Below are 23,754 nucleotides of genomic sequence, written 5' to 3' on the forward strand. Positions count from 1 at the left end.
AACTTCAATCGGCGCTCCCGCCTGCCTGAATGCGAAAGCCAGCGGCGCTTCCTTCACGCCCTCCCAGGGAACGCTGAAGTCGCCAGCGCAGTTTCGCGACGTCACTTACAATGGTGCGCAAGTGCTCCAGTTCTTGCTCAAGTTCATCCACCAATATCCGGACTTGCGGTCCGCTGGAGGAGACTGCGCGATCAGCCGAGAGCTGGCCTAGCCGTTCCTGGATAGCCGACAGCAAGCTCATCAGGTGCGCCCAGGCTTCGTTGTCCTGTGCCTGCACGTACCGCTGCACGCGCGCGCGCGTGTCGAGCCAGTGCTGGATCTGCAGTTGCATCGCGCTGATGCGTTCCTCGAGCTGGCGCAGAGTGTCTGGATTGGCCACGGCAACCTGCTCCTGATGGCCTTCCTGCTGGGTGGCGTTCAGCACAGACTCCAGTTGCTCCTGAAAGTAGGCGAGCGAGGCGCTTAATTCAGATTGGCGCGTGGCAACGGCTTCCTGCTCGCTGAGTATGTCGAGGAGCATGTCGCGGAGCCTGGCTGATTCGGTGGCGTTGCTGATCGCCTGCTGATGCAACAGGTGCGGAACAAACCAGAGTAAGATGGCAAGGAGCGTAATAATGGCAATGCCGAGCGTGACAAAGAGTGCAGCCATTCTGCTTGTCTCCCGTTCATCGCTACCGTTGTACATCCTCAGGGGAAATACTGTGGCGCAACCTGGACGGTTGCGCGCACAGGGGACGCCTGCTGTTTCCGTGCCACCTGCTGAGGGGAACGGATCGGGACAGCGAAGCCCTCCCAGATGATTACTTTCACATCTCAGTATACGTAAGGCGTCTGGATATTCTACCCGCGAGTGATGACATCTGGATTACACCCTGACAGATTGTTCAGCAACCGGATTCCCGGAAGGTCGTGCGACCACCACGCGATCGCGCCCGGCCAGATCCTGATGCACCCGCACCTCGGCTCCGGGCAGGGCGGTCCGCACCAGATCGGCTACAGCCTGACCCTGCCATGCCCCAATCTCCAGCAGCAGGGCGCCGTGGGGGCGCAGGGCGGCGGGCGCCATGGCCAGCAGACGCCGGTAGACGGCGACGCCGTTCGGCCCGCCGTCGAGAGCCAGGCGCGGCTCGTAGGCGCGCACCTCCGGGGCGATCTCGGCATACACGGTATAGGGCGGGTTGCTGACGATCAGATCCACCGGTTCAGGAAGAGGGGCGAGCAGATCACCCTGGAGCAGACGCACGCGCTCCCGCAGCCTGTGCCGGGCGACGTTGCGCTCGGCCACCGCCAGAGCCTCCGGCGAGATATCCACAGCATAGACCAGGGCCTGGGGCAGATGCGTGGCCAGAGCAATGGCAATGGCCCCGCTGCCCGTGCCGATGTCGGCGATGGTAAGACCCGGCCAGCCTGCCGCATCGCTCTGCGTTTGCAACAGGCGACGGGCCTCAATCAGGGCCAGTTCGACCAGCACCTCGGTTTCGGGGCGGGGTATCAGGGTCGCAGGGGTCACCTCCAGGTCAAGGCCGTAGAACTCTTTGTGGCCGACCAGGTAGGCCACCGGTTCGCCGCGTTCGCGGCGAGCCACCAGCGCGGCGAAGGCGGCCGCCTGCTCAGGCGAGGGCAGATGCCGCCGCTCGGCAAGCACCCGCGCCCGTGGCCAGCCCAGAGTGTGCGCGAGGAGCAACTCGGCGTCGAGCCTGGGGGTGGCGCTCGTTGCCTGGAGGCGGGTGGCGGCGTCCTGGAGCAGTTCAGCTATTGATGCCGGCATTCCCTCCCGAAATATCTTGAGCCGACGCTGCAGGCCAATCCTCTGGATTGCGCCACGGCTAATCAATGCGCCGCTCGGTAAAATCGCTGCCGTCGAAGGAGAGCAGGCGCTTCTTCTCGTCAATCACCGTTTCGAGGTGGACGGGACGGGTCCAGATTTTATACAGGTTGCGCATAGTATCGCGCGCGTAGTCTATCTTCAGATCCACCCCTTCGTGGCGGTGGCGCAGATACAGCTCGCCGCGATTGTTATAGTTGCCGTCCTCGACATAAATGAACGGCTGGCCAAAGTTGGTGAGCCGGAAGAGCAACTTCTCCTTGATCTCCTTGAACTCGCGGGAGGCGATCTCATACATGTCCGTATCGCGATTGTAGCGATAGGTGAAGAGCTTATTCTCCAGCACGAACTCGGGTGTCAGAAACTCATCAATAAAGGTGACATCGTTGTAAAGCCGGCGGACCTCGAAGATCTTCTGGCGTCCCAGGCCAAGCTGCCGGTCCCAGGTGCGTTTGGCGGCGATATCGTCGCACTCCTCATACTCTTTGCCGAACTTGCCCTTGTTCCAGCGGTCCTCGATGTCGCGCAGCAGCTCGAGGCCGAGTTTGTAGGGATTGAGCCGCCCGCCGCCGGTAGCGACGACGCCGGAGTGCAGGTCGGCGAAGGAAACGATCTCGGCGGCCGAGGCGACCTTCTGGGTCATGATCGTCGAGTGCCAGTAGGAGGCCCAGCCCTCGTTGAGGATCTTGGTCATCCCCTGCGGGGCGAAGTAGTAGGCCTCATCGCGAATGATCTCAAGCACCGTATGCTGCCAGCGCTCCAGGGGGGCGTAATTCATCAAGAACAGCAGCACGTCCTTCTGCGGATTTTCGGGGAAGCGGCGTTGTTTGGCGCGCTCGGCTTCCAGCTTCTGGCGCTGGGCTTCGAGATACTCCGGCGGATTGATGAATTCACGCATGTACTCCCGTTCCACCTTCAGTCCTTCAACCACTTCCGGTTCTTCTTCTCCGACGAGCGGCTTGGGACTCTGGGCCTCGGGGCGGCGAATGTAGGGCGAGTGGTAGTCAATCAGGTTTTCCAGCGAGAGGCAGGTGTCAATAAAATCCTCAACCGTGTCATACCCGATCCGGTCAATGATCCGCTGGATGCGCGTGGCATGGTTCGCCATCGTATCCAGCATCTTACGGTTGGTATGGGCGAACCACATATTGTGCTTGAAGAAGTCCACATGCCCGGTCACGTGGGCCATGACCATCTTCTGGGTCACGTCTTCGTTGCCTTCGAGCAGGTAGGCGTAGGAGGGATTGTTGTTAATGACCATCTCGTAGATGGTGCTGCCGGCCCAGACGTGCCCTTTGAGCAGCTGGTCGAACTCCATCCCGAAGCGCCAGTGGGGATAGCGCGTCGGGAAGCCGCCGAAGGCGGCGGTTTCGTAGAGGGTGCGGTAATCCAGCACCTCATAGATGATCGGGAAGAAGTCCAGGCCGTAGTCGCGGGCGATCTGTTCGATCTCCTCGCGAGCGGCTTCGAGATGCGGCGGAAGGCGTGTGCTTTTCATACTCTCTCCTACCAGGAAACGCGGAGGGCGGAGCGAAAGATGACGCTGTGCGCGAAGAGGCTCAGCAAGATCAGGGCCGCCAGGTTGCCGCGCCGGTCGTATTGTTCCATGATACCATCAGCAAGCGTCGCCGCAATAAGAATGTGGCTGAAGAGCCATACCCGCTCGATCTCGCGGTAAAACAGCCCGGAGAAGAGCATCCCCAGCAGCAGAGCCATGAGGCCGAGCCCGAGGGCGTCGGCGGGCCGGCCTATGCCCGCGCAGATTCGCGCCATCTGCGCCAGGCCGTCACGTCCAAGCCGGTAGATGAGCCACGGTCCGAGGAACCAGGCATAGGCCACTGTGTTAACTGCCAGAAAGAAGAGGTAGCTCGACAGGCCAAGGGGTGATACGCGGGCCTCGACATCCAGGCGATTGTTGGCCACCCCGCTGAAAAATGCCGCCAGGCTATTGTAGCCGGTGGCGAGCCAGAGCGCGCCGAGCGGCAGCAGCACGGCGCCGGCGAGCGCCGCGCCAATCGCCGCCCAGCGCAGCGCATCGGCGAGCCGGCGCGGGCCGAGGGCCAGGCGGCGCGCCACCAGGGCCGCCACCACCAGCGCGAGCATCAGTGTGGTGAAGCTGAAGAGCAGACCGAGGGCGATCCAGGCCCCTGCGGCCAGGGCAGCGAGGAGTTGCGGCGCCGGCGGCCCGTCGGGTTGATCGAGGATCACCAGGGCGCGGTAGAGGCTGTAGATGGCCCAGGCCAGCACGGTGGCGTAGAGCGCGTCCATAGAGGTGGCGGCGTAGATCATAAAGGCTGGTAATACGGCGTAGATCGCCGCAGCCAGGATCGCCGCCCGCTGGCCGGCCAGCGCCGCCGTCAGCCGGTAGGTCGGCCAGACGCCCAGGGCCGCAATGATGATCACCGCCCAGGTCGCCGGCTCGGGTCCCGGCCCGAAGAGGCGTTCGATGCCCCAGAGGAACAGGGTGCTGCCCGGCGGGTGAGTCTTGTTGTGCAGCACCAGGTCGGGCATACTGGCCACGTAGCCCCGTAGGAAGCCGAGCGGATCGTTGCCGACGCGGGGCACGTCGTGGATGTAGTTGCCCGACTGCTCGGCGAAGTGCTGGAACAACGACGGGTAGCCGCGCAGGCCGACTTTGAGAGTGGCCGGCAGCAGGGCAGCGGCGAGGGCCGTTGCGGCGATGACCAGCCCCGGCGCGGGCGGGTCAGGCGCGCGCAGCCAGGTGAGGATAGCGGCAGCGAAGGCGCCGAAGAGGGCCGCCGCGGGGAGTATGCCCCAGCCGAAGGCGCCTCCAGCGCGAGCCATCAGCGGGAAGGGCCAGGCGTAGCCCTCGCGGTGGGCCAGTACGTACCAGCCCAGGCTCATCAGGCCCAGGATAAGCAGGACGCCCAGGGTCTCGCGCTGCCAGGGGCCGAGGCGTGGCGTGACCCGCTGGTAGGCGACGAGGGCGCTAAAGATAAGGCCCAGGGCCACGGCGGTGAAGGCGCTCCAGTAGGGCAGGTCGGGGGCCAGGCGGATCGCGCCGCCGATCAGCCCCGCGCCAAGGGCCACGCTCAGGCTGGCAACCAGTCCCAGGCTGGCGATTTGAGGAATGCCGAGCCGACGCAGCACCCCGTAACTGCCCAGGGCCAGCCCCAGGTTCGCCAGCAACGCCCCCGGCGGCGGCAGCGCTCCCCGTTCCAGCGGGCGCGCGGCGACCGAACGCACTCCCACGCCCACGACGCGCCCGTTGCCGGAGGGATCCACCGTGGCGCTGAGGAGCGTCACGCACAGCGGCCCGCCTTCAGGGGCAGGGGGGAGCAGCAGATGGTAGGCGCGGTGCTCGGGCGCGATCGCCAGTGGGATGCTCAGCGCACCCACGCGCACATCGGCGTAATCAACGGCTCGCCCGGCGCTCCCGGCGGTAACGGCGCTGCCCAGGAGGCGCAGGTCGAGGGCCGCCAGGGGCCGTGTAAGCCCCATTGCGGGCAGGCATACTGTCCCCGATCCCATCGTCCAGCGATAGGGCAGGCCGTGAGCCTCGCCCTCCAGAGACTGGAAGCCGGCGAAGAGGTCGCGGATGCGGTCATCAGCGCGGATGTGGGCCTGGTAGGCGCTGGCGTAGTAGATGACGGTAAGGGCGAGGGCCAGCAGGCCGAGGAGCGTGACGGGGACCAGTTCGCGCCAGGAGGCGGCGCGGCGCGCGCGGCGAACCTGCGCGAGAAACGGCGCAGAGAGCGGAGGCACAGCGTCTTTCAGCACCATAGTGCGGTTCCAGGCGACCGGTTACGGCGTCGCCGCGGGGTCAAGCGCGTCTGGATAGGCCGCGCCCGGGCTACAGGCGCCGATCTGGCACTGCGATGGCAATAGGATTACGCGCGACCCCCGGTATGAGGGCCGCGCGCCGTGAGCTCCCGATCCACCGGCCAGCCGTGGCGGCGGACTCACTTGCCTTTACCCAGGAAATCCTTGATCGTATCGTAAATATCGTCACGCTCGGCGATCTCGGAGATCACGATCCGATCATCGCTGCCCAGGTACTCTTCGAGATCATGGGCGAAGCGGCCGGAACCGTAGAGCGAACGCACCTGCCCGTAGCAGAAGAGATTGACCTTGGGCAGCAGTTCTTTCTTGAGCAACTCGATACACTCGCGCGTATCGCCGCCGCCCCAGTTGTCGCCATCGGAGAAGTGGAAGGGGTAAATGTTCCACTCATCGGCGGGGTAGCGTTCGTCGATCAGCCGGTTGCAGAGCTTATAAGCCGAGGAGATCTTCGTACCGCCGCCCTCGCGGATGTGATAGAACGTCTCCTGGTCCACCTCCTTGGCCGCGGCATCGTGGACGATATAGCGAATATCGATCTCTTTGTACTGCGAGCGGAGCCAGGTTTCGATCCAGAAGGCGGTAATGCGCACCAGTTCCTTTTGCTCGGTGCCCATGGAGCCGGAGACGTCCATCATATAGATGATGACGGCGTTGCTCTCGGGGAGCATGGTCTCCTTCCAGGAGCGATAGCGCATATCGTCGCGAATAGGCACCACGACGGGGTTGCCTTCGTCGTAGTCGCCCGTGGCGAGCTGGCGGCGCAGCGCCTCGCGGTAGGTGCGCTTGAAATGGCGCAGCGAGTTGGGCCCGGTGCGGCGGATGCCGCTGTACCTGTCCTTCTCGCTGACGATATTCTTTTTGCCCTTGGGCTGAATATTGGGCAGTTGCAGTTCTTCGCCGAGGATGGCGGCCAGTTCCTCCAGGGAGACATCCACTTCGAGGACGTGCTGGCCCGGCTCGGCGCCGGCCTGCCCCTGCCCGGACTGACCATCGCCCTGGGCGATCGGATCGCCGATGTCGCCATCGCCCTGACCGACCCCGCCGCTCTGCCTGGCGCCATAGCGAAAATTGGGAATATCAATCTGCGGCACGGGGATGCTGACGTAGCGTTTTCCCTGCCGCCCGATCATCTCCCCCTGCGACATGTACTTGCGCAGGTCTTTTTTGATCTTCCCGCGAACGATCTGGCGAAAGCGCCCCAGGTCGCGGTCAACACGTTTCATGGACATAGACATACGGCGACGGTAGGAACGGCGAGGCGCGCGGCGTAAGGCATCTGGCAGATGAGCGCCTTCGCGCTGACCGGAATGCGCTCATGCTGTGCGCCTTACGCCAGCCCCTCACCCCTCCTAGTAGTTGCTCTTGGTATCTCCGCGAGCGAAGATCGAGGCCACGTAGTTCAGCACGTCGGTCGCGCTCTGCTCATTGTAGCCGAAGTCGCGGATCAGGCGCGCCTTGACCACGTCGATCTTCTCCTGCGTATCCTTGTCAATCACGCGGGAGACCAGGGAGGTCAGCTTGATGCTGTCCTTCTGATCCTCGAAGAGCTTGAGTTCCAGCGCCTTGTGCAGACGCTCGTTGGTGCGGTAGTCGAAGGTCTTGCCCTCGATGGCCAGCGCGCCGATGTAGTTCATGATCTCGCGCCGGAAGTCGTCCTTGCGGCTTTCGGGGATGTCAATCTTCTCCTCGATGCTACGCATCAGCCGCTCATCAGGTTCCTCATACTGGCCGGTGTAGCGATTGCGCACCTTCTCGCGCTGGGTGTACGCCTTGATGTTGTCAATATAGTTCCCGCAGAGGCGCTTGATCGCCTCCTCGTCGGCGGAGATGGCGCGCTGCACTTCGTTCTTCACGATCTCGGTATACTCCTCGCGCACGATGGAGAGCAGATCGCGGTAGCGTTTGCGATCGTCTTCCGAGTTGATCAGGGCGTGGTTCTTGAGGCCGCTTTCCAGTTCGTTGATCACCATGAAGGGGTTGATGTAGCCCTCTTCCTGGTTGGTGACCAGGGCGTTGGAGATCTTGTCCTGGATGTAGCGAGGCGAGATGCCCTCCATCCCCTCGCGCACGGCCTCTTTGCGGAGTTCCTTGATATTGTCCTCAGTGAAGCCGGGCAGCGTTTTGCCGTTGTAGAGCTTGAGCTTCTGCAGCAGGGTGAGGTTGGGCTTCTTGGGATCTTCGAGGCGCGTGAGCACGGCCCACATCGCGGCCATTTCGAGGGTATGCGGAGCGATATGGACGCGCACCTTCTTCTTGTTGAAATCGCGCTCGTAGATCTTGACCTCGTCGCGCAGGCGGGTGACGTAGGGGATATCAATCCGCACAGTGCGGTCCTTAAGAGCCTCCATGAACTCGTTGTTCTCAAGGCGGCGGTACTCAGGCTCGTTGGTGTGGCCGATGATCACCTCGTCAATGTCGGTCTGCGCGAACTTCTTCGACTTGATGCGGTGCTCCTGGGAGGCGCCGAGCAGGTCGTAGAGGAAGGCCACGTCGAGTTTGAGCATCTCGACGAACTCGATGATCCCGCGGTTAGCGATGTTGAACTCTCCATCGAAATTGAAGGCGCGGGGATCGGAGTCGGAGCCGTAGATGGCGATCTTGCGATAGTTGATATCGCCGGTGAGTTCGGTGGAGTCCTGGTTCTTCTCGTCCTTGGGCTGGAAGGTGCCGATGCCCACGCGATCCTGCTCGCTGAAGACCAGCCGGCGCACACGCACGTGGCGCATGACCTTCGCCCAGTCGCCATCGTAGCGGTGCATCAACTCGCGGAAGTGGAAACGGCACACGGGACACAGATCGCCCTCGATGCGCACGTGCTCGTCCGGCGAGCGACCTTCGTTCACCTCGGCGAGGAAGCGCTCACGATACTCGACGGGGATCAGGTGCAGGGGCTCCTCGTGCATGGGGCACTTTTCCCACTCCTGCTCGGGCACCCGGCGCCAGTCGAAGGTGTCGTGGTTCTCGACCGTGCCGAGGTACCAGTCGTAGGTATAGAGCGCGCCCTCCTCGGTCTTCGAGTAATGCTCAAGCCCCTTTTTCAGCCGGCGCACGATGGTTGACTTCGAGGAGCCGACCGGACCGTGGAGCAGGAGCACGCGCTTCTCGGTGCCATAGCCCTTGGCCGCGCCCTTAAAGAAGTTGACCAGGCGCATCAGCGGGATCTCGAGACCGAAGATGGCATCATCCCCATCGAAGCTGGCGTCGGCGAAGAACTTGTAGCGGATCAGGCGTTTCTTGGCATCAATAAACTCCTCCGTACCATACGACATAATCATGTCGTAGATACGCTGAAAGGCGTTGCGCGTCACCTTGGGGTTGCGCGCAACCATGTCCAGGTAGTCCGCAAACGTTCCACGCCAGTTAAGCTGCTGGAACTGCTGGCGGTCCTGGATCTCGCTGAGAAGCTGCATCAGCGAGGCGCCGGTAACTGTGGTCATGGACACTTTCCTCCTGCTGCGGGACGTTGCCTGGCCGGGAGCGATGCTAACGGAACAGGCAGATAAGCCGCCACGCGGCGCGCGCCATTAGCCTGGCGTACCATCGGGCGCTGGCCAGCGGACGGTGTTGCTAATGTGCAGGTTTGCGATCTCAAGCTGTGGTGGTATCGTGTGGGCCGCGTATAGCGGTTGCTCAAGGCGACGCCAGGACTGCCTCTCCCCTTGCGACCACTATACAGCTTTGGATCTCTGGGAATCTTCGCGAGGAGTGCCTGATAGATCAGGTGCCTGCATTATAACAACGCAACGGATGCGCGTCAAGGATTTTATGTCGCGTCGGACGTGCATACGGCTGCTCCCACCGCTCATGAACGCCAAGGCTTTGCTCCCGCCGTTGCACCCGGTCACCGCAGCCGGTCGGCCACTGCGGCGCAAAAGCGTTCGGCGACGCGCGCCCAGTCGTAGCGCTGCACGTACTCCTGCCCATAGGCCCCGAAGGCGGCGCGCAGGGCGGGCCGTTCCAGCATCTCGGTCAGGGCCGCAGCCAGAGCATTCACGTCGCCGGGGGGCACGAGCAGCCCGGCTTGCCCCGCCGGGACCACTTCGGGCACGGCGGCGGCGGTAGTGGCGACGATCGGCAGACCGGCGGCCATAGCTTCTAGAAAGACGATGCCGAAACCCTCCTGAACGCTGGGCAGGCAGAAGACGCTGGCGCGGCGGTACCAGGCGGCCACGGCAGCATTGTCGGGAAGGGCGCCGGTGAAGGTGACCGCGTCGCCGAGCCGGAGTTCTGCCGCCAGGGCGCGCAGGCGGGCGTGTTCGGGGCCATCGCCGACGATCGCTAGCCGGGCGTCGGGGAACGGGCGGCGCAGTCGGGCGAAGGCTCGCAGCAGATCGGCGATATGCTTACGGGGGTACTGCCGGGCCACGCAGAGGATCACGCGCCCGTCGGGGACAGGATCGCCAGCGGCGTCGAGCAGGCGGCGCCAGCAGAGCAGGTCAATGCCCTCCGGCGCCAGGCGCACCTTGCTGGCGGGCACGCCGTAGTGGTAGCCGATACGGCTGCGGCAGTACTCGCTGGTTGTCAGCACCAGCGGCGCGCGGCGGGCATTGCTGCGCTCCAGGCGCGAGAGCGCCCAGAGCTGCCTCCGCACGGCGCCCCGTTCGTGGAGCAGTTCTTCGGCGATGACGCCCTTGATGCTGCACACGTAAGGCGCGGGGGCGCGATCGGCCACCAGGAAGCCGTCTATGTCAAAGCCGACGATCAGGTCGTAGCGCAGGGCGCGGAGCAGGGCCGGAGCCTGCAGGTTAAAGAGCAGACGCCGGGCGGTGAGCGCGGCTGGCCAGGGCTTCAGCGGGGCGATGCGCGTGACGCGATGGCCTCGTGCCTGCAAGGCCCGCCCCAGGCCGCCGATCGCCGCCGCCGTGCCGCTCCCTTCCGCCACCTGCTGGAGCCATGAGTCGAGAAAGGCGATGCGAGCCACGAATGTCTATACTCCCGTTGTGCAGGTAATCCGGATCGCAGGCGCCGGATGGGCTTCCACACTCCTCTCAGGTCTAGGGTTTTTCGAGCGAGAAGGGGTTTTCGGCATTCCAATGCGCTTCCGATCCTCACCCCCCCGCCCCTCTCTCCACCTACGGCGGAGAGGGGGGAGTTGGGCGTCCCAATGCCCCGGATGGCGCATGTGACGCGAGCATGCGCCGGAAAACCCTACACCTGAGAACCTCTCCCCCCTCCTGTGCCGGGCATAGTCTCACTAACGATTATAAGTGTAATCCGGCGCACTCGCCTTGCGCCCGCTGATCGCGCGGCGGTACAATGGCGGTATGAAGAAACAGGTGCTCATCCTCGGCTTGCTGGCGCTGATCCTGGCTGCCTGCGCTCCGTTCAATATGGCTGACCCGCCCCCATCGCCCTCGCCGACGCCCCCCGCTACGGTCGCGGCGCGCCCGATGCCGGCCATTCCTACGCCAGCGTCCCCCGATCCCAGCCCCATACCGGTTGGCGGGAACGCGCCGCGTTCGACTCCCGCCCCCACCGCTCCTGTGTCACCTGACGATGCGTTCGCCGCTCTCGATGCAGCCAGGCGCGCGCCGCGTGACCCGGTCGAGCTTGCCCGCGCCCTGGGCGCCTGCCGTCCCGCGCCGCAAGATTGTCCCACGGTGAGCCGTAACACACCTCTGGACGTGCAGGTCGGCGAGGTGCGCTCCTTCTACGTCACCGATCTTTCCACCAACGAGCAGTTCGAGGTCCAGGCGGAACTACGTTACGCCGGTCCTATCGTGCTGATGTATGTCGAGCAGGGTCTGCCCTACAACCAGGCCGATCTGGAGGCGGCCGCGCGGACCTTTGAGCAGGAGATCTACCCGCGCACCCGCGAGATTTTCGGCTCGGAGGTGCAACCGGGCGTGGATGGCGACCGGCGCATCACCATTCTCAACGCCAGCGATCCAAGCGGCCAGGTGCTTGGCTACTTCTCGGCCCAGGATCTGCTGCCGCGCCAGGTGAACCGCTTCAGCAACGAGCGCGAAATGTTCTTCATGAACCTGCAGATCCTCTCGTTTGCTGATGAGGAGTATCTGGAGGTGCTGGCGCACGAATTCCAGCACATGATTCATCAGAACGAACAGCCGGGCAGCCCCACCTGGTTCAATGAGGGGGCCTCGCAACTGGCCGAGGATCTGAACGGTTACTTTGGCGATGGCTTCACGCCCTTTTACCTCTTCGAGCCTGATGTGCAGCTTACGGCCTGGTCGTCGGGGCTGGGCCAGTCGGGGGCGCATTACGGCGCCGCGCACCTCTTTATGCGCTACGTGTACGCGCAGTATGCCAGTAAGGATCAACTGCTGCCGCTCATCCGCGCCGACGCGGGCAATGATCCGCGGGCCTTCGTGGCCCTCGCGGCGCGCCGTCGCCCTGACATTACCACGTTCAGCGCCCTCGTCGCCGACTGGGCGGTGGCGAACCTGATTGATGACCCGGCGGTAGGCGATGGCCGCTACACCTATGATACTGGCCACGAGTTGCCGCAACTGCTGCCCTTCACCGTGCAGCCTGTCGCTGCCCGCGGATCGCTGCGGAACGAGACGGTAGCCCAGTTTGGCGCGGATTACTACGCCCTGCCCGCGGGCGCGCGCGAGGTGCGCTTTCGGGGCGCCACCAGCGTGGGCATCGCCAGCGAGCCAGCCCGCGGCGTGAGCTGGTGGAGCGGACGCAGCGATGACAGCTATGCCACGCTGACCCGCGCCTTCGACCTGAGCGGTCTCAATCGGGCCACCTTGCAGTTCGCCACCTGGTACGAGATTGAGAATGACTACGACTACGCCTTCGTCAGCGTATCCAACGACGGCGGCCAGACCTGGGAGACCCTCCCGGGTTCACTGACCACCGAGGATGATCCACAGGGGATGAACTATGGCCACGGCATTACGGGGGTGAGCGGCGCGCCCGGCGCGAAGCTCGAAGATGGCGCGCGCGGCGTCTGGGTCGAAGAGAAGATCGATCTGACCCCATACGCGGGCCAGCGCATTCTCCTGCGCTTCTGGCAGATCAACGACCAGGGCTTCAACGCGCCGGGGATGTTAATTGACGACATTCGCATTCCCGAGCTGGGCTATGCCGATGATGCAGAGAGTGGCGATGGGGGCTGGGAGGCGGCGGGCTTCGTGCGCACTGCCGGGGTGCTGCCGCAACGCTGGGAGTTGCGGCTGGTACGCACTGCCAATGGCCGCACAACTGTCGAGGCGTTGCCCGTGGACGCAGGTGGCTCGGCCCGGGCCAGTCTGGTTCCTGGCGAGCAGGCTGTGCTGGTGATCCTCGGGGCCACCCCGCACACGACCGAGCGAGCGGCCTATCAACTGGACGTAGAATAGTCCCACGGGGGGCTTCTCAGGTGCAGGGTTTTTGAGCGAGAAGCGGTTTTCGGCATTCCAATGCGCTTACGATCCTCATCCCCCCACCCCCCTCTCCCGCGGGCGGGAGGGGGGGATTTGGGCGTCCCGATGCCCCGGATGGCGCATGCGACGCGAGCATGCGCCGGAAAACCCTACACCTGAGAACACGGGAGGCAGGCTTCCCTGGAGGGTTAACCCTCCTTAACGACACGTCGCCGGCCTGATACTTCCATTCTTCGTGCCGTCGCGTACTATTTTCGCATCTACAGGCACAGGTTGGGCGTAGTCAGGGGCAGGCGATGAAGCAACCCGCCACACGGGTTTCGTGGCGTCTTTCGGGCCGCTTGCGCGTATTGATGCTCACGCTCGCGTTGCTGGGCATCCTGGCCGCCTGCGGTCAGGCCGCAGGCGATCCCGCCGTCCTCGATACTTCGGTCACGTTTAACACAACGGCGCTCGAGGAGCTTTCCCCCCGCCCAAGTTACCGCATCGGCATCAATGCTGAGATTACCGGCACCGGCGCGTCCATCGGCGATCTGGGGGTGCGGGCGGCGCGCCTGGCAGTGGAGGAGATCAACGCCGCTGGCGGGGTCAACGGCGTGCCCCTCGAACTGGTAGTGCGCGACTGCCGCTCCGACCCTGAGGAGGCGCTGGTCCAGTACCGCCTGGCCCTGGCCGAAGATCGGCTCACTGCGCTGATCGGGCCGTTCAAATCGGCCTACGCGGTGCGGATCGTGCCCGAGCACCGGCAGGCGCGCCTGCCAATGCTGATCGGCGCGACCAACGCCACACTTACCGACCACGGCGGGCCGTTCTTGTTTCGGATGCGGCCGAGCGACCGCCTGACCTCGGCGGCGATGACGGCGCTGGCGGTGGAGGAACTGGGCAGCCGGCGGATCGTGATTGTTCACGACGCGGACGCCTTCGGCACCGGCGGTGCGAACGGGGTCGAGGCCGGTCTGCGCCAGCGCGGATTGCGCCCTCTTGCGCGCGAGGCGTACCGCACGGGCACGCGCGACTTCGACGCGCTGGCGCGGCGCGTGGCCGAGGCCGGTCCCGACGCGGTGTTGATCTATGGCACCAACACTACCGATGTGGGGCTGTTGCTTCGCGCCCTGCGCTACTGGCAGGTGCGCGGGGCGATCATCACCTCGCCGGGCGGGGCCAGCGCCGTTACCTATGGCATTGCCGCCGAGGCGCAGGAGGGCATCTATGTGGCGCTGGACGCGCTGCTGGCCGCCACGCCGGAGGGGGCGCGCTTTGAACGGCGCTTCTACGAACGCTTCGGGTTGAAGCCCGACACCTATGTCGCCTGGTACTACGACGCCGTCCATCTGCTGGCAATGGCCCTGGAGCGCCGTCCGCGCACCGCCGAGGAGTTGCGCGCCGCCGTCCGCGAGCAGACCTTCACGGGCGTGCAGGGGCGCTACCGCTTCGATGAGCGCGGCGAGGGCCTGCACGAGGTTGTGCTGGCGACGATGCGGGCCGGGCAACCGCGGCTGGTGGGCGTGTATGGCGAGGGTGGTCTGCGCCGGGGGCCGGTTGGGAGCGCCGGACAAGGAGGCGCGCCGTGAGAGCTCCGGGGGCCATCTGGCGAGAACTGGTCGGCCGCCTGAGCCTGGCGAGCCGCCTCACCATCGCCATGCTGCTGGTGGCCATTCTGGCGATGGCCGGGCTGTTCTTCGAGTTGAGCCGGGCCAATCGCCAGGAGATCGAGCGCCTCCAGACAACGGCGCTGCAACACAGCGCCGTTGACCTGGCGCGGCGCCTCGATGACCTGGTGCGCTCCGAGCGTAGCCGGGTGGCCAATCTGGCCCTCTCGCGCTCGGCGCAGGAGTTTATCGCCGTTCCTCCGGAGCGGCGCGCGCCGCTCTTCACTCCCACCCTGGCGGATTTCGGCAACTTCCTGGACTCGAATCAACCGTTCTACCGCGCCGTCCTGTTGCTTGACCAGCGCGGCGAGGTGTTGCTGGCGACCGACGGGAGCTACATCGGCCTGCACTTCTCTGATAGCGCCTTCCTGCGCGCGGCGGGGCGCGGTGAGGTCTACATGTCCGACCCGGGTATCTCGCCTCTGGATCGCCAGCCAGTGATCTGGCTCGCGGCGCCGGTGCGTCGGCCCGACGCGCCTCCGGCAGCGCCGCCCGATGGCGTGATTGCCGTGGCGCTCGCGCCCGAAGAACTGTGGGAGGCCGTAGAGCGGGTGCGGATTGGCGAGAATGGCTACGCGATGCTGGTGGATGGCTATGGCATCCGTCTGGCCCACGGACGGGACCGCCGATATGTGTTTCGCGCTCTCGCTCCCCTCGCGCCCGATGACTGGGCCCGGCTCCGGCGTGAAGGGCGCTTCGCCGATCTGTCCCATCTGGCCGACACTGCCAATCAGGAACTCCTCGCCCTGGTGCGCGCGGCGCCGCCGCGTCCGGTGTTGATCCCGCTCCCTGGACCGGGGGCCGCGCGGGTCTTCTACAGCGTCGCGCCGCTGACCACCCGCGACTGGACGGTGGTGGCGATGCTCAGCGAGCGGGAGGTGCTGGCCCCGGCGGTAGGGGTGACCCTGCGCGGCATGGGGGTGACCCTGGTGGTGGTGGTGCTGCTGGGTCTGACGGTCGCCTGGGCGGCGCAGCGGCTGGTGCGTCCGGTGCCCCGGCTGGCTGCGGCGGCGCAACGCATCGCGAGCGGCGATCTGGCCGTGCCCGTACAGGTGGAGGGCAGCAGCGAGGTGCGGGCGCTGGCGCGAAACTTCGAGACGATGCGCCAGCATCTGGCGCAGGCGCGCGACGAACTGGCAGCCTGGGCGGCGAGTCTGGAGGCGCGCGTGGCCCGTCGCTCGCAGGAGCTGGCGGCCCTGGCTGAAGTGGTGGCGATGAGCAGTCACCGGCGCTCGCAGGAGGCCCTGCTGCGCACCGCCCTTGACCAGACCCTGCCGGTGATCGGGGCCGAGATGGGCGGGATCTGGCTGGGCGAACCTGACGGCGGCCTGCGTCTGGCGGTCTGGGCTGGCTTCGACCATGAGTTGCGGCAGGCCCTCAGTCGCTTTGCTCCCGGTGAAGGTCTCCTGGGGCAGGTTCATCAACAGGGCGAGCCTATGGCCCTGGCGGACATCAGCCAGTCGCCGCGCCTGTCGCGGGCGATCGTGCGGGAGCAGCGGTTGCACGCCTTCGCCGCCGTGCCGCTGCTGGTCAGCGGGCGCAGCCTGGGGGTGCTGGGCGTCTTCAGTCGTCTCCACGGCGGGTTCTCCCCCGAGGCGCTGACGGTGGTCACTGCCATCGGGCAGCAGATCGCCCTGGCGCTGGAGAACCTCTCCCTGCTCGCCCGGGTCGAGGAGCAGGCCCGCAGTATGGCTGCGCTGCAGGAGCGCGAGCGGCTGGCCGGCGAGATCCACGATGGGGTGGCCCAGAACCTGAGCTACCTGTACATGCAACTTGACCGGCTGGCCGATCAGGGGGGCCTGCCTGGCCCGCTGCGTGATGACCTGGCTCGTCTCCAGGGCGTGCTGGAGGCGACCACCGAGGAGGTGCGCCGGCTGATCGCCCGGTTGCAGGATCCGCAGCCGGCGCTGGTGTCGCTGGAGGAGCGCCTGCGGGAGGTGATCCGTTCCCTGAGCGATGAGGCAGGTTGCAGTATCAGCCTGACGGTAGCGCCGGGCAACGCTATGCGCGTGCCGGCGCCGGTCGAGGCCGAGGTCGGACGCATCCTGGGCGAGGCCATCCGCAATGCCGCGCGCCACGGGCGGGCGACCCGCGTCTGGGTGGAACTGGAGCGGCGGGGTGATCTAGGCCGGGTGCGAGTGCGCGATAACGGCAGCGGGTTTGACCCGCACAGCGTCGGCGATAACGGACGCCGGCACTTTGGCCTGAAGGTGATGCGGGCGCGGGCGCAACGCATCGGCGGCGCGCTAACAATCGACAGCCATCCCGGCGCCGGCGCCTGCGTTGAGCTGGTCTGGCCCCTTGAGGCGGCCGCCCTGGCGGGCGAAGCATGGGCTGGCCCAGCTGACCTGGCAGCGGAACGCAACGGGCTGTCGGATCTGCTGGTGGAGGTGGACCATGACGGAGCACACGCCGATCCGGGTCATGGTGGTTGACGACCACGGCCTGTTCCGCGACGGCATCGTGGAGGTGCTACGTTCGCAGCCCGACATCGAGGTGGTGGGCGAGGCGGGCGATGGTCTCGAAGCCTGCGTGCTGGCCCAGAGCCTGCGCCCTGACGTGGTGTTGCTCGACATCAACATGCCGGGGATGGACGGGATCGAAGCGGCGCGGGTGATCGCTCGCGAGGTTCCCTCATGCCAGATCGTGATGCTCACAGTGCGTGACGAGGATGATCGCATCTTCGAAGCCCTGCGCGGGGGCGCGTCGGGGTATTTGTTGAAGACCATCCGCGGCCAGCAGTTGATCGAGATGGTGCGCGCGGCTGCTCGGGGCGAGGCTGCGGTCACTCCGGCGATCGCCACGCGCCTGCTGGCAGCGTTTCGCGCCACGGGGTCGCTAGCAGGCCCCTCGCCGGTCCCGGCGCCGCACCCCATCCGTTCGGATGCCGGTGATGATCCCGATGCGCTGACTGCCCGCGAACAGGAGATCCTGGCGCTGATCGCTGCGGGACGTTCGGACAAGGAGATCGCCGCCGAACTGATGATCAGCCTGTACACGGTGAAGGCGCACGTGCGTGCCATCCTGGCCAAACTGCACGTGACCAGCCGCCGCGAGGCCGCCCGCCGGATGGGAGGATCAGGGAAAGCGTAGCCCTCCCAGTCCCTCCCCTCAGGAAGGGGCGTGGGGAAACCCGGTTTCCCCACCTTCCTACAGGGGTTATTCGGATAGTTTCTTAGTCTCTGTGGTATGCAGCAAAGCCAAGCGGACAAGCGGATCAGATCAAGAACTAGTTCTTAACTCCCTCCCAACTCTTTCTTCACGAACGATGCGCTGCGCCAGGGCGCAGCCTACACTGGGTCCAACCAATCCAAGGCGCGAAGATTGATGAGACAAAGGAGCCTGCCATGACCTGGACCCAGGTGTACACGCCGCTGGGGAGCCTGCTGCTCTCGGCCCTGGTCGCCGCATTGCCGATTGTGGTGCTGCTCGGCCTGCTGGGAGTGTTTCACGTCAAAGCGCATATCGCGGCCCTGGCGGGCCTGGCGAGCGCGCTGCTGATCGCCATCTTCGTCTACGGCATGCCCTGGCAACTGGGCGTAGCCGCCGCGGTGAACGGCGCATTCTACGGTCTGTTTCCCATTGGATGGATCATTCTCGGGGCGATTTTCATCTACGACATCACCGTGAAAACGGGCAAGTTCGAGATCGTCAAGCAATCCATCGCCGGGCTGGCCAGCGACCGGCGCATCCAGGTGTTGTTGATCGCCTTCGCCTTTGGCGCCTTCATCGAGGGGGCGGCGGGCTTCGGCACGCCGGTGGCGATCTCCGCCGCGATGCTCATCGGTCTGGGCTTTGCCCCGCTGCCCGCCGCCGGCCTGGCCCTGATCGGCAACACCGCCCCCGTGGCCTACGGCGCTCTCGGCACCCCGATCATCGTGCTGAGCAGCGTCACCGGTCTCGACCTGATGCAGCTCAGCGCCATGGCCGGGCGGCAGTTGCCGTTCTTCTCGCTGATCGTGCCCTTCTGGATCGTCTGGGCGATGGCCGGGCGCAAGAAGATGTGGGAAGTCTGGCCGGCCTGTCTGACCGCCGGGCTGAGCTTTGCCATCTCACAGTTCCTGGTGAGCAACTTCCACGGTCCCTGGCTGGTGGACATCATCAGCTCTCTAGTTTCGATGGCCTCGCTGGTGGTGCTGCTGCGCTTCTGGCAGCCAAAGACCACCTTCCGCTTCCCCGGCGAAGACGATGGCGAGCGGCGGCCTCTGCCGGCTATGCCGCGCCCGGCCGGCAGCGCCGGCTCCGGCGACGCGGCGATGCTGCCCCGCCCGGCGGTGCGCCAGCCTTCGCGGCGGCGCGAGGTGCTGATCGCCTGGATGCCCTGGATCATCCTCTCGCTGCTGGTCTTCCTGTGGGGCACGCCGCAGGTCAAGACGTTCCTCAACGGCGGCACGAAAGACGCGCCTAACTTCCTTAGCGGCATCAGCGTGCAGAAGATCCCGGTACCCTATCTCGACAAAGCGGTGTACCGCGATGTGCCGGTTGTGCCGAAGCCCGAAGCCGAGCGGGCCGTCTACACCTTCAACTGGCTGTCGGCCACCGGCACCAGCCTGCTGATCGCCGGGGTATTGAGCGGGTTGCTCCTGGGACTCTCGCCGCTGGCGCTGGCGCGGATCTTCGCCGGCACGCTCTGGCGCATCAGGATCTCCTTGCTAACCATCGCGGCGATGCTGGCCCTGGGCTACACCACGCGCTACGGCGGCCTTGACGCGACCATGGGCCTGGCGTTCGCCTCGACCGGCGCGCTGTTCGCCTTCTTCTCGCCCCTGCTGGGCTGGCTCGGCGTGGCCCTGACCGGCTCGGATACCTCGTCAAACGTCCTGTTCGGCAACCTCCAGCAGATCACCGCCCAGCAGATCGGCATCTCGCCGGTGCTCGCGGCGGCGTCGAATAGCTCTGGCGGGGTGATGGGCAAGATGATAGACGCTCAGAGCATCGTCGTTGCCAGTGTGGCTACCAACCAGCACGGTCAGGAAGGCGCCATTCTGCGCTATGTGTTCCTCCATAGCGTCGTGCTGGCCTGTCTGGTGGGCGTGGTGGTCTTCCTGCAGGCCTACGTGTTCACCTGGATGATCCCGTAAGCCGCCGTTCACACCTGAGGCGCCGTTAGAGGGTCGCGGAGGCAGCCCTGAGAGACTATCGCAAAACGATTGGCAGGCGGTCGGAGGAGCGTGGGGAAACCTGGTTTCCCCACACCCCTGCCCGATGGGAGGAAATGGTATGGCAACACCTTCTCCGATTGACGTGCTGTATGGCAGCGCGCACCAGGCGCAACTCGACCGCTGCCTCCACTGCGGGCTGTGCCTGTCGGTCTGCCCGACCTACGCCCTCAGCGGGCGTGAGAGCGAGGCCCCCCGCGGGCGGATCAACCTGATGCGCGCTGTCGCCGAGGGGCGCATCGGTCTGGATGACCCGGCCCTGGCCGGCCACCTGGATACCTGCCTGGTGTGCCGGGCATGCGAGACGGCCTGCCCCTCCGGCGTGCACTACGGCGAACTGGTGGAAGTGACCCGTGCCGCCCTTGCTGCGACCCACCGCCCCGGCCGTCTGGCTCGTTTCGTGCGCTGGGCCGGGCTGCGCCAGTTGATGCCCTATCCACGGCGGCTCCGCATCCTGGCGCTGGGAACCTGGCTCTATGAGCGCAGCGGGATGCAGGCCATCGCGCGCCGTTCCGGGCTGCTGCGCGGGCGTCTGCGGTCCATCGAGGCGCTCGCGCCCCCTGTGCGCCTGCGGCGCTCCCCCGACGGGCGGGTCTTCCCGCCGCGGGGCCAGCCACGCGGCCGGGTGGCCGTGGTGCAGGGCTGCATCCAGGAAGCCTTTCTCGGCCAGGTGAACGATGCCACGGTGCGGGTGCTCCAGCGCAATGGCTATGAGGTGATCATCCCTCGCGGCCAGACCTGCTGCGGCGCAGCCCACGTGCACAATAGCGAAGAAGAACTGGCCCGGCAACTGGCCCGCCAGAATATTGACGCTCTGCTGGCCCTTGAGGTTGACGCCATCATCAGCAATGCCGGCGGCTGTGGCGCGACCCTCAAGAGCTATGCCGATCTGCTGCGCGGTGACGCCGACTATCAGACCCGCGTCGCCGCGTTCGTCGCGAAGGTGCGCGACATCAGCGAGTTCCTGGCCGAGCGCGCCGTGGAGCCGCCGCGGGCCACGCTGCCCGCTCGCGCCACCTATGTGGACTCGTGCCACCTGCGCAATGTCCAGAAGGTTGTACAGCAACCCCGCGCCCTGCTGCGCAGCATTCCCGGCCTGGAACTGGTCGAACTGCGGCAGCCGGAGCGGTGCTGCGGCAGCGCGGGGGTCTACAATCTGGTGCATCCCGAACTGGCCGAGCCCATCCTCGACGCCAAAATGGCCGACATCAAGGCTACCGGCGCCGAGATCGTGGTGGTCTCGAACACCGGTTGCCACATGCAGATCCTGGCCGGCGTGCGCCGCGCTGGTCTGCCGGCGCGGGTGATGCACGTTGTTGAAGTGCTCGATGAAGCTTATCGCCGTGAAGGGTGAAAGGAGCAAGAGGATGCGCACCCGTGACGAACGAATCTCACCCTTCATCCTGCCGCCGTCCCAGGTGATTGCCGACCGCTCCGAGTTGCTGGTCTACGAGGTGGACGGCGGGCTGGATCGCGGCAGCCCGGACCTGGTGCTGATGCCCGAACGCGCCGACGAGGTGGCGCGGATCGTGCGCTGGGCCGCGAGCCAGCGGAAGCCGGTCGTCGCCCGCGGAGCCGGCACTGGCCTGTCGGGCGGCGCGGTGGCCGAACGGGGCGGGATCATCGTCGAGTACTCGCGGATGAACCGAGTCCTCGACTTCGACGTGGCCGGGCGCATGGTGACGGTCGAGCCGGGGTTGATCAATCTCACGCTCGACAGCCTGGCGAAGAGCAAGGGTCTCTACTATCCTCCCGATCCGGCCAGCGGGCGCTCAGCGACCCTGGGCGGCAACATTGCCGAGAACTCGGGTGGTCCCCACTGTTTCAAGTACGGCGTGACCGCCAACTATGTCACCGGTCTGGAGGTGGTGCTGGCCGACGGGCGGCAGGTGCGCCTGGGCGGGCGCGCGTTTGATTATCCCGAGTATGATCTGACAGCGCTGCTGTGCGGCAGCGAAGGCACCCTGGGGCTGATCACCGCAGCTCACCTGCGCCTGATTGCCAATCCCCCGGCGGTGAAGACCATGATGGCCGCCTTCCCCAGTGTCGAAGCGGCGGGCGAGGCCGTCTCAGCGGTGATTGCGGCAGGGTTGGTGCCGGCTACCCTGGAGATGATGGACCAGCAGATCATGCGCATCATCAACCAGTTCACCACTGCGCGCTTGCCTGAAGAGGCTGGAGCGGCCCTGATCGTCGAGGCCGACGGCTATCCGGCCAGCGTGGATCCGCAGATCGCCGAGATCGAAGCCATTCTGCGCGCCCATGGCGGCTTTGATCTGCGCGTCGCCCGCACCGCCGAGGAGCGTGAGACCATCTGGTACGGGCGCAAGAGCGCCGTGGGAGCGATGACCCGCCTGGCGCCGGCCTACTATCTGGTTGATGTCACTGTGCCGCGCAGCAAACTGGCGCCGATGCTGGCCGGCGTAAACCAGATCTGCGCCGAGCTGGGGCTGCGGGTGGGATATGTCTTCCACGCTGGCGATGGCAACCTGCACCCCCTGATCCTGATCGAGAACCCCCGTGACCGCGCATTGATGGAGCGGGTGCACCTGGCCGGGCGGCGCATCGTCGAACTGGGCGTGAGCTTCGACGGCAGCATCACTGGCGAGCACGGGGTGGGCATCGAGAAGCGCGAGTACATGCCCCTCATGTACAGCCACGACGAACTGGCGGTCATGCGTGACGTGAAGGAAGTCTTCGATCCCGCGGAATTGCTCAATCCCGGTAAAATCTTCCCGGCGGAGGTTCCGCCGCAACCGCCGGTGTCGCACGTGGAACCCGCATTGCCTGCCTCGGGGGTGCTCCAACCGGCTTCGCCCGCGGAGGCGGCGGCGGCGTTGCGCGCCACCTGCCGGCGCGGGCGCCCGGTGGTCATCAGCGGCGCCGCCGAACCGCCGCCGCCGCCCGCGGGGAGATTTGTGCTCTCTACCGCCGCCCTGCGCGGGATCACCACCCTGGCGCGCGACGATCTGTACGTGCAGGCGGGAGCGGGCACGCCGCTGGCCGAACTCCAGGCCGAGCTGGCGCCCCTGGGCATGTGGGTCCCCGCCGTCGCGCCATACGCCGGGGCCACCATCGGCGGGCTGGTGGCCACGAACATCAATGCGCCGCTTCGCATGCGCTACGGTGCCTGGCGCGACCTGGTGCTGGCGGCCACGCTGGCTCTGCCCGACGGGCGGCTCATCCGCGTAGGGCGCCCGGTGGTGAAGAACGTGGCCGGGTACGATCTGCCGAAGCTCATCGTGGGCGCCCACGGCACCCTGGGACTGATCTGCGATCTGACCCTGAAACTGGCCCCGCTGCCGCGCGCCCGCGCCAGTCTGGCCGTGCCCGTCCGCGACCTGGAGCAGGGCCTGGCCCTGGGGTCGCGCCTGGCGCCGAGCCTGGTAGCGGCCTCGGCGCTGCTCCTTGGCGACGCGGCCGCCCTGGGTCTGCCCGAGGTTGACGCGCCCTACGCCCTGCTCTACACCGCTGAAGGGCTGGCGCCCGACGTAAGCGCCGAACTGGCCCTGGTCCGCGACGCGCTGAGCGGGCAGGGCGCCGCGCCGCTGGAACTGAACGGGGAGAGCGGCAGCGAGCGCTGGGCGGCATGGATGGGTGCGGCCCTGGCCGCCGACGAACCGCTGGTCCGGCTGGGCGTGCCCCCCTCGGCGCTGCCGGACCTGCTTCGCGCCGCGAGCGCAACCCCCGGCGGCCTGCTGGCCGACGTGCCTGGCGGCCTGCTCTACCTGCGCGGGACGAATGCCTGGGAGGGACTGGCGACCCTGGCTCAGCGCCTCGGCGGCTACGGTGTGGCCCTGGCGGGTGCGCCAGCGCGCGAGGCCGGTCGCTGGCGTCACACGCCGCAGGCCCTCGACCTGATGCGCGCCCTGAAAGCTCGCTGGAACCCCGGCGACTGCCTGAACCCCGGGGCATTTCTGGTATAATGAAGCCACGGGGCGAACAAGTTTTCGGCAGGGGCATGGGGAAACCTGGTTTCCCCA

14 protein-coding genes and 1 pseudogene are annotated in these 23,754 nt (G+C 66.1%); 8 read left to right on the plus strand and 7 right to left on the minus strand.

Features of this window, described 5'->3' with window-relative positions; all coding sequences use genetic code 11:
- Positions 1 to 4: 4 nt before the first annotated feature.
- From NZU74_00425 to NZU74_00455, 7 genes are all read right to left on the minus strand, one after another.
- Positions 5 to 649, minus strand: a complete 645-nt coding sequence (locus NZU74_00425) for a hypothetical protein (GenBank protein MCS6879776.1) — start codon at positions 647 to 649, stop codon at positions 5 to 7.
- Positions 650 to 865: 216 nt separating this feature from the next.
- Positions 866 to 1,768: a peptide chain release factor N(5)-glutamine methyltransferase gene (prmC, locus tag NZU74_00430; protein ID MCS6879777.1), complete on the minus strand. Its 903-nt coding sequence runs from the start codon at positions 1,766 to 1,768 to the stop codon at positions 866 to 868.
- A gap of 58 nt (positions 1,769 to 1,826) precedes the next feature.
- The gene (locus NZU74_00435; GenBank protein ID MCS6879778.1) at positions 1,827 to 3,323 is read right to left on the minus strand and encodes a SpoVR family protein; all 1,497 of its coding nucleotides are present in this window, start codon (positions 3,321 to 3,323) and stop codon (positions 1,827 to 1,829) included.
- Positions 3,324 to 3,331: 8 nt separating this feature from the next.
- Positions 3,332 to 5,569 (minus strand): glycosyltransferase family 39 protein, encoded by a 2,238-nt coding sequence (locus NZU74_00440; protein ID MCS6879779.1) that lies wholly within the window; start codon positions 5,567 to 5,569, stop codon positions 3,332 to 3,334.
- A gap of 179 nt (positions 5,570 to 5,748) precedes the next feature.
- Entirely contained in the window at positions 5,749 to 6,858 is a 1,110-nt protein-coding gene (locus NZU74_00445; GenBank protein MCS6879780.1) for a DUF444 family protein, read from the minus strand.
- Between the two features lie 120 nt (positions 6,859 to 6,978).
- Positions 6,979 to 9,066 (minus strand): serine protein kinase, encoded by a 2,088-nt coding sequence (locus NZU74_00450; protein ID MCS6879781.1) that lies wholly within the window; start codon positions 9,064 to 9,066, stop codon positions 6,979 to 6,981.
- Between the two features lie 404 nt (positions 9,067 to 9,470).
- Complete coding sequence (locus NZU74_00455; GenBank protein ID MCS6879782.1) at positions 9,471 to 10,550, minus strand: glycosyltransferase family 4 protein; 1,080 nt, start codon at positions 10,548 to 10,550, stop codon at positions 9,471 to 9,473.
- Between the two features lie 343 nt (positions 10,551 to 10,893).
- Between NZU74_00455 and NZU74_00460 the strand changes: the two genes are divergently transcribed.
- From NZU74_00460 to NZU74_00495, 8 genes and pseudogenes are all read left to right on the plus strand, one after another.
- A complete protein-coding gene (locus tag NZU74_00460; GenBank protein MCS6879783.1) occupies positions 10,894 to 12,939 on the plus strand; it encodes an immune inhibitor A in 2,046 nt (681 codons plus the stop codon).
- 320 nt (positions 12,940 to 13,259) lie between these two features.
- Positions 13,260 to 14,534 carry an ABC transporter substrate-binding protein gene (locus tag NZU74_00465; GenBank protein MCS6879784.1) on the plus strand — a complete coding sequence of 425 codons (1,275 nt, stop codon included), beginning with the start codon at positions 13,260 to 13,262 and terminating at the stop codon, positions 14,532 to 14,534.
- A 92-nt stretch (positions 14,535 to 14,626) separates the two neighbouring features.
- Positions 14,627 to 15,223, plus strand: a pseudogene (locus tag NZU74_00470) (cache domain-containing protein).
- 378 nt (positions 15,224 to 15,601) lie between these two features.
- Entirely contained in the window at positions 15,602 to 17,047 is a 1,446-nt protein-coding gene (locus NZU74_00475) for a GAF domain-containing protein (protein MCS6879785.1), read from the plus strand.
- Entirely contained in the window at positions 17,010 to 17,705 is a 696-nt protein-coding gene (locus NZU74_00480; GenBank protein MCS6879786.1) for a response regulator transcription factor, read from the plus strand. The genes NZU74_00475 and NZU74_00480 overlap by 38 nt, the downstream gene beginning before the upstream one ends.
- Positions 17,706 to 17,959: 254 nt before the next feature.
- Complete coding sequence (locus NZU74_00485) at positions 17,960 to 19,693, plus strand: L-lactate permease (GenBank protein MCS6879787.1); 1,734 nt, start codon at positions 17,960 to 17,962, stop codon at positions 19,691 to 19,693.
- Positions 19,694 to 19,832: 139 nt separating this feature from the next.
- Positions 19,833 to 21,125 carry a (Fe-S)-binding protein gene (locus NZU74_00490; GenBank protein MCS6879788.1) on the plus strand — a complete coding sequence of 431 codons (1,293 nt, stop codon included), beginning with the start codon at positions 19,833 to 19,835 and terminating at the stop codon, positions 21,123 to 21,125.
- A gap of 13 nt (positions 21,126 to 21,138) precedes the next feature.
- Complete coding sequence (locus tag NZU74_00495) at positions 21,139 to 23,697, plus strand: FAD-binding oxidoreductase (protein ID MCS6879789.1); 2,559 nt, start codon at positions 21,139 to 21,141, stop codon at positions 23,695 to 23,697.
- The last annotated feature ends 57 nt before the right edge of the window (positions 23,698 to 23,754 follow it).

The sequence above is a fragment of the Chloroflexaceae bacterium genome, from assembly GCA_025057155.1.
GTDB lineage: Bacteria > Chloroflexota > Chloroflexia > Chloroflexales > Chloroflexaceae > JACAEO01.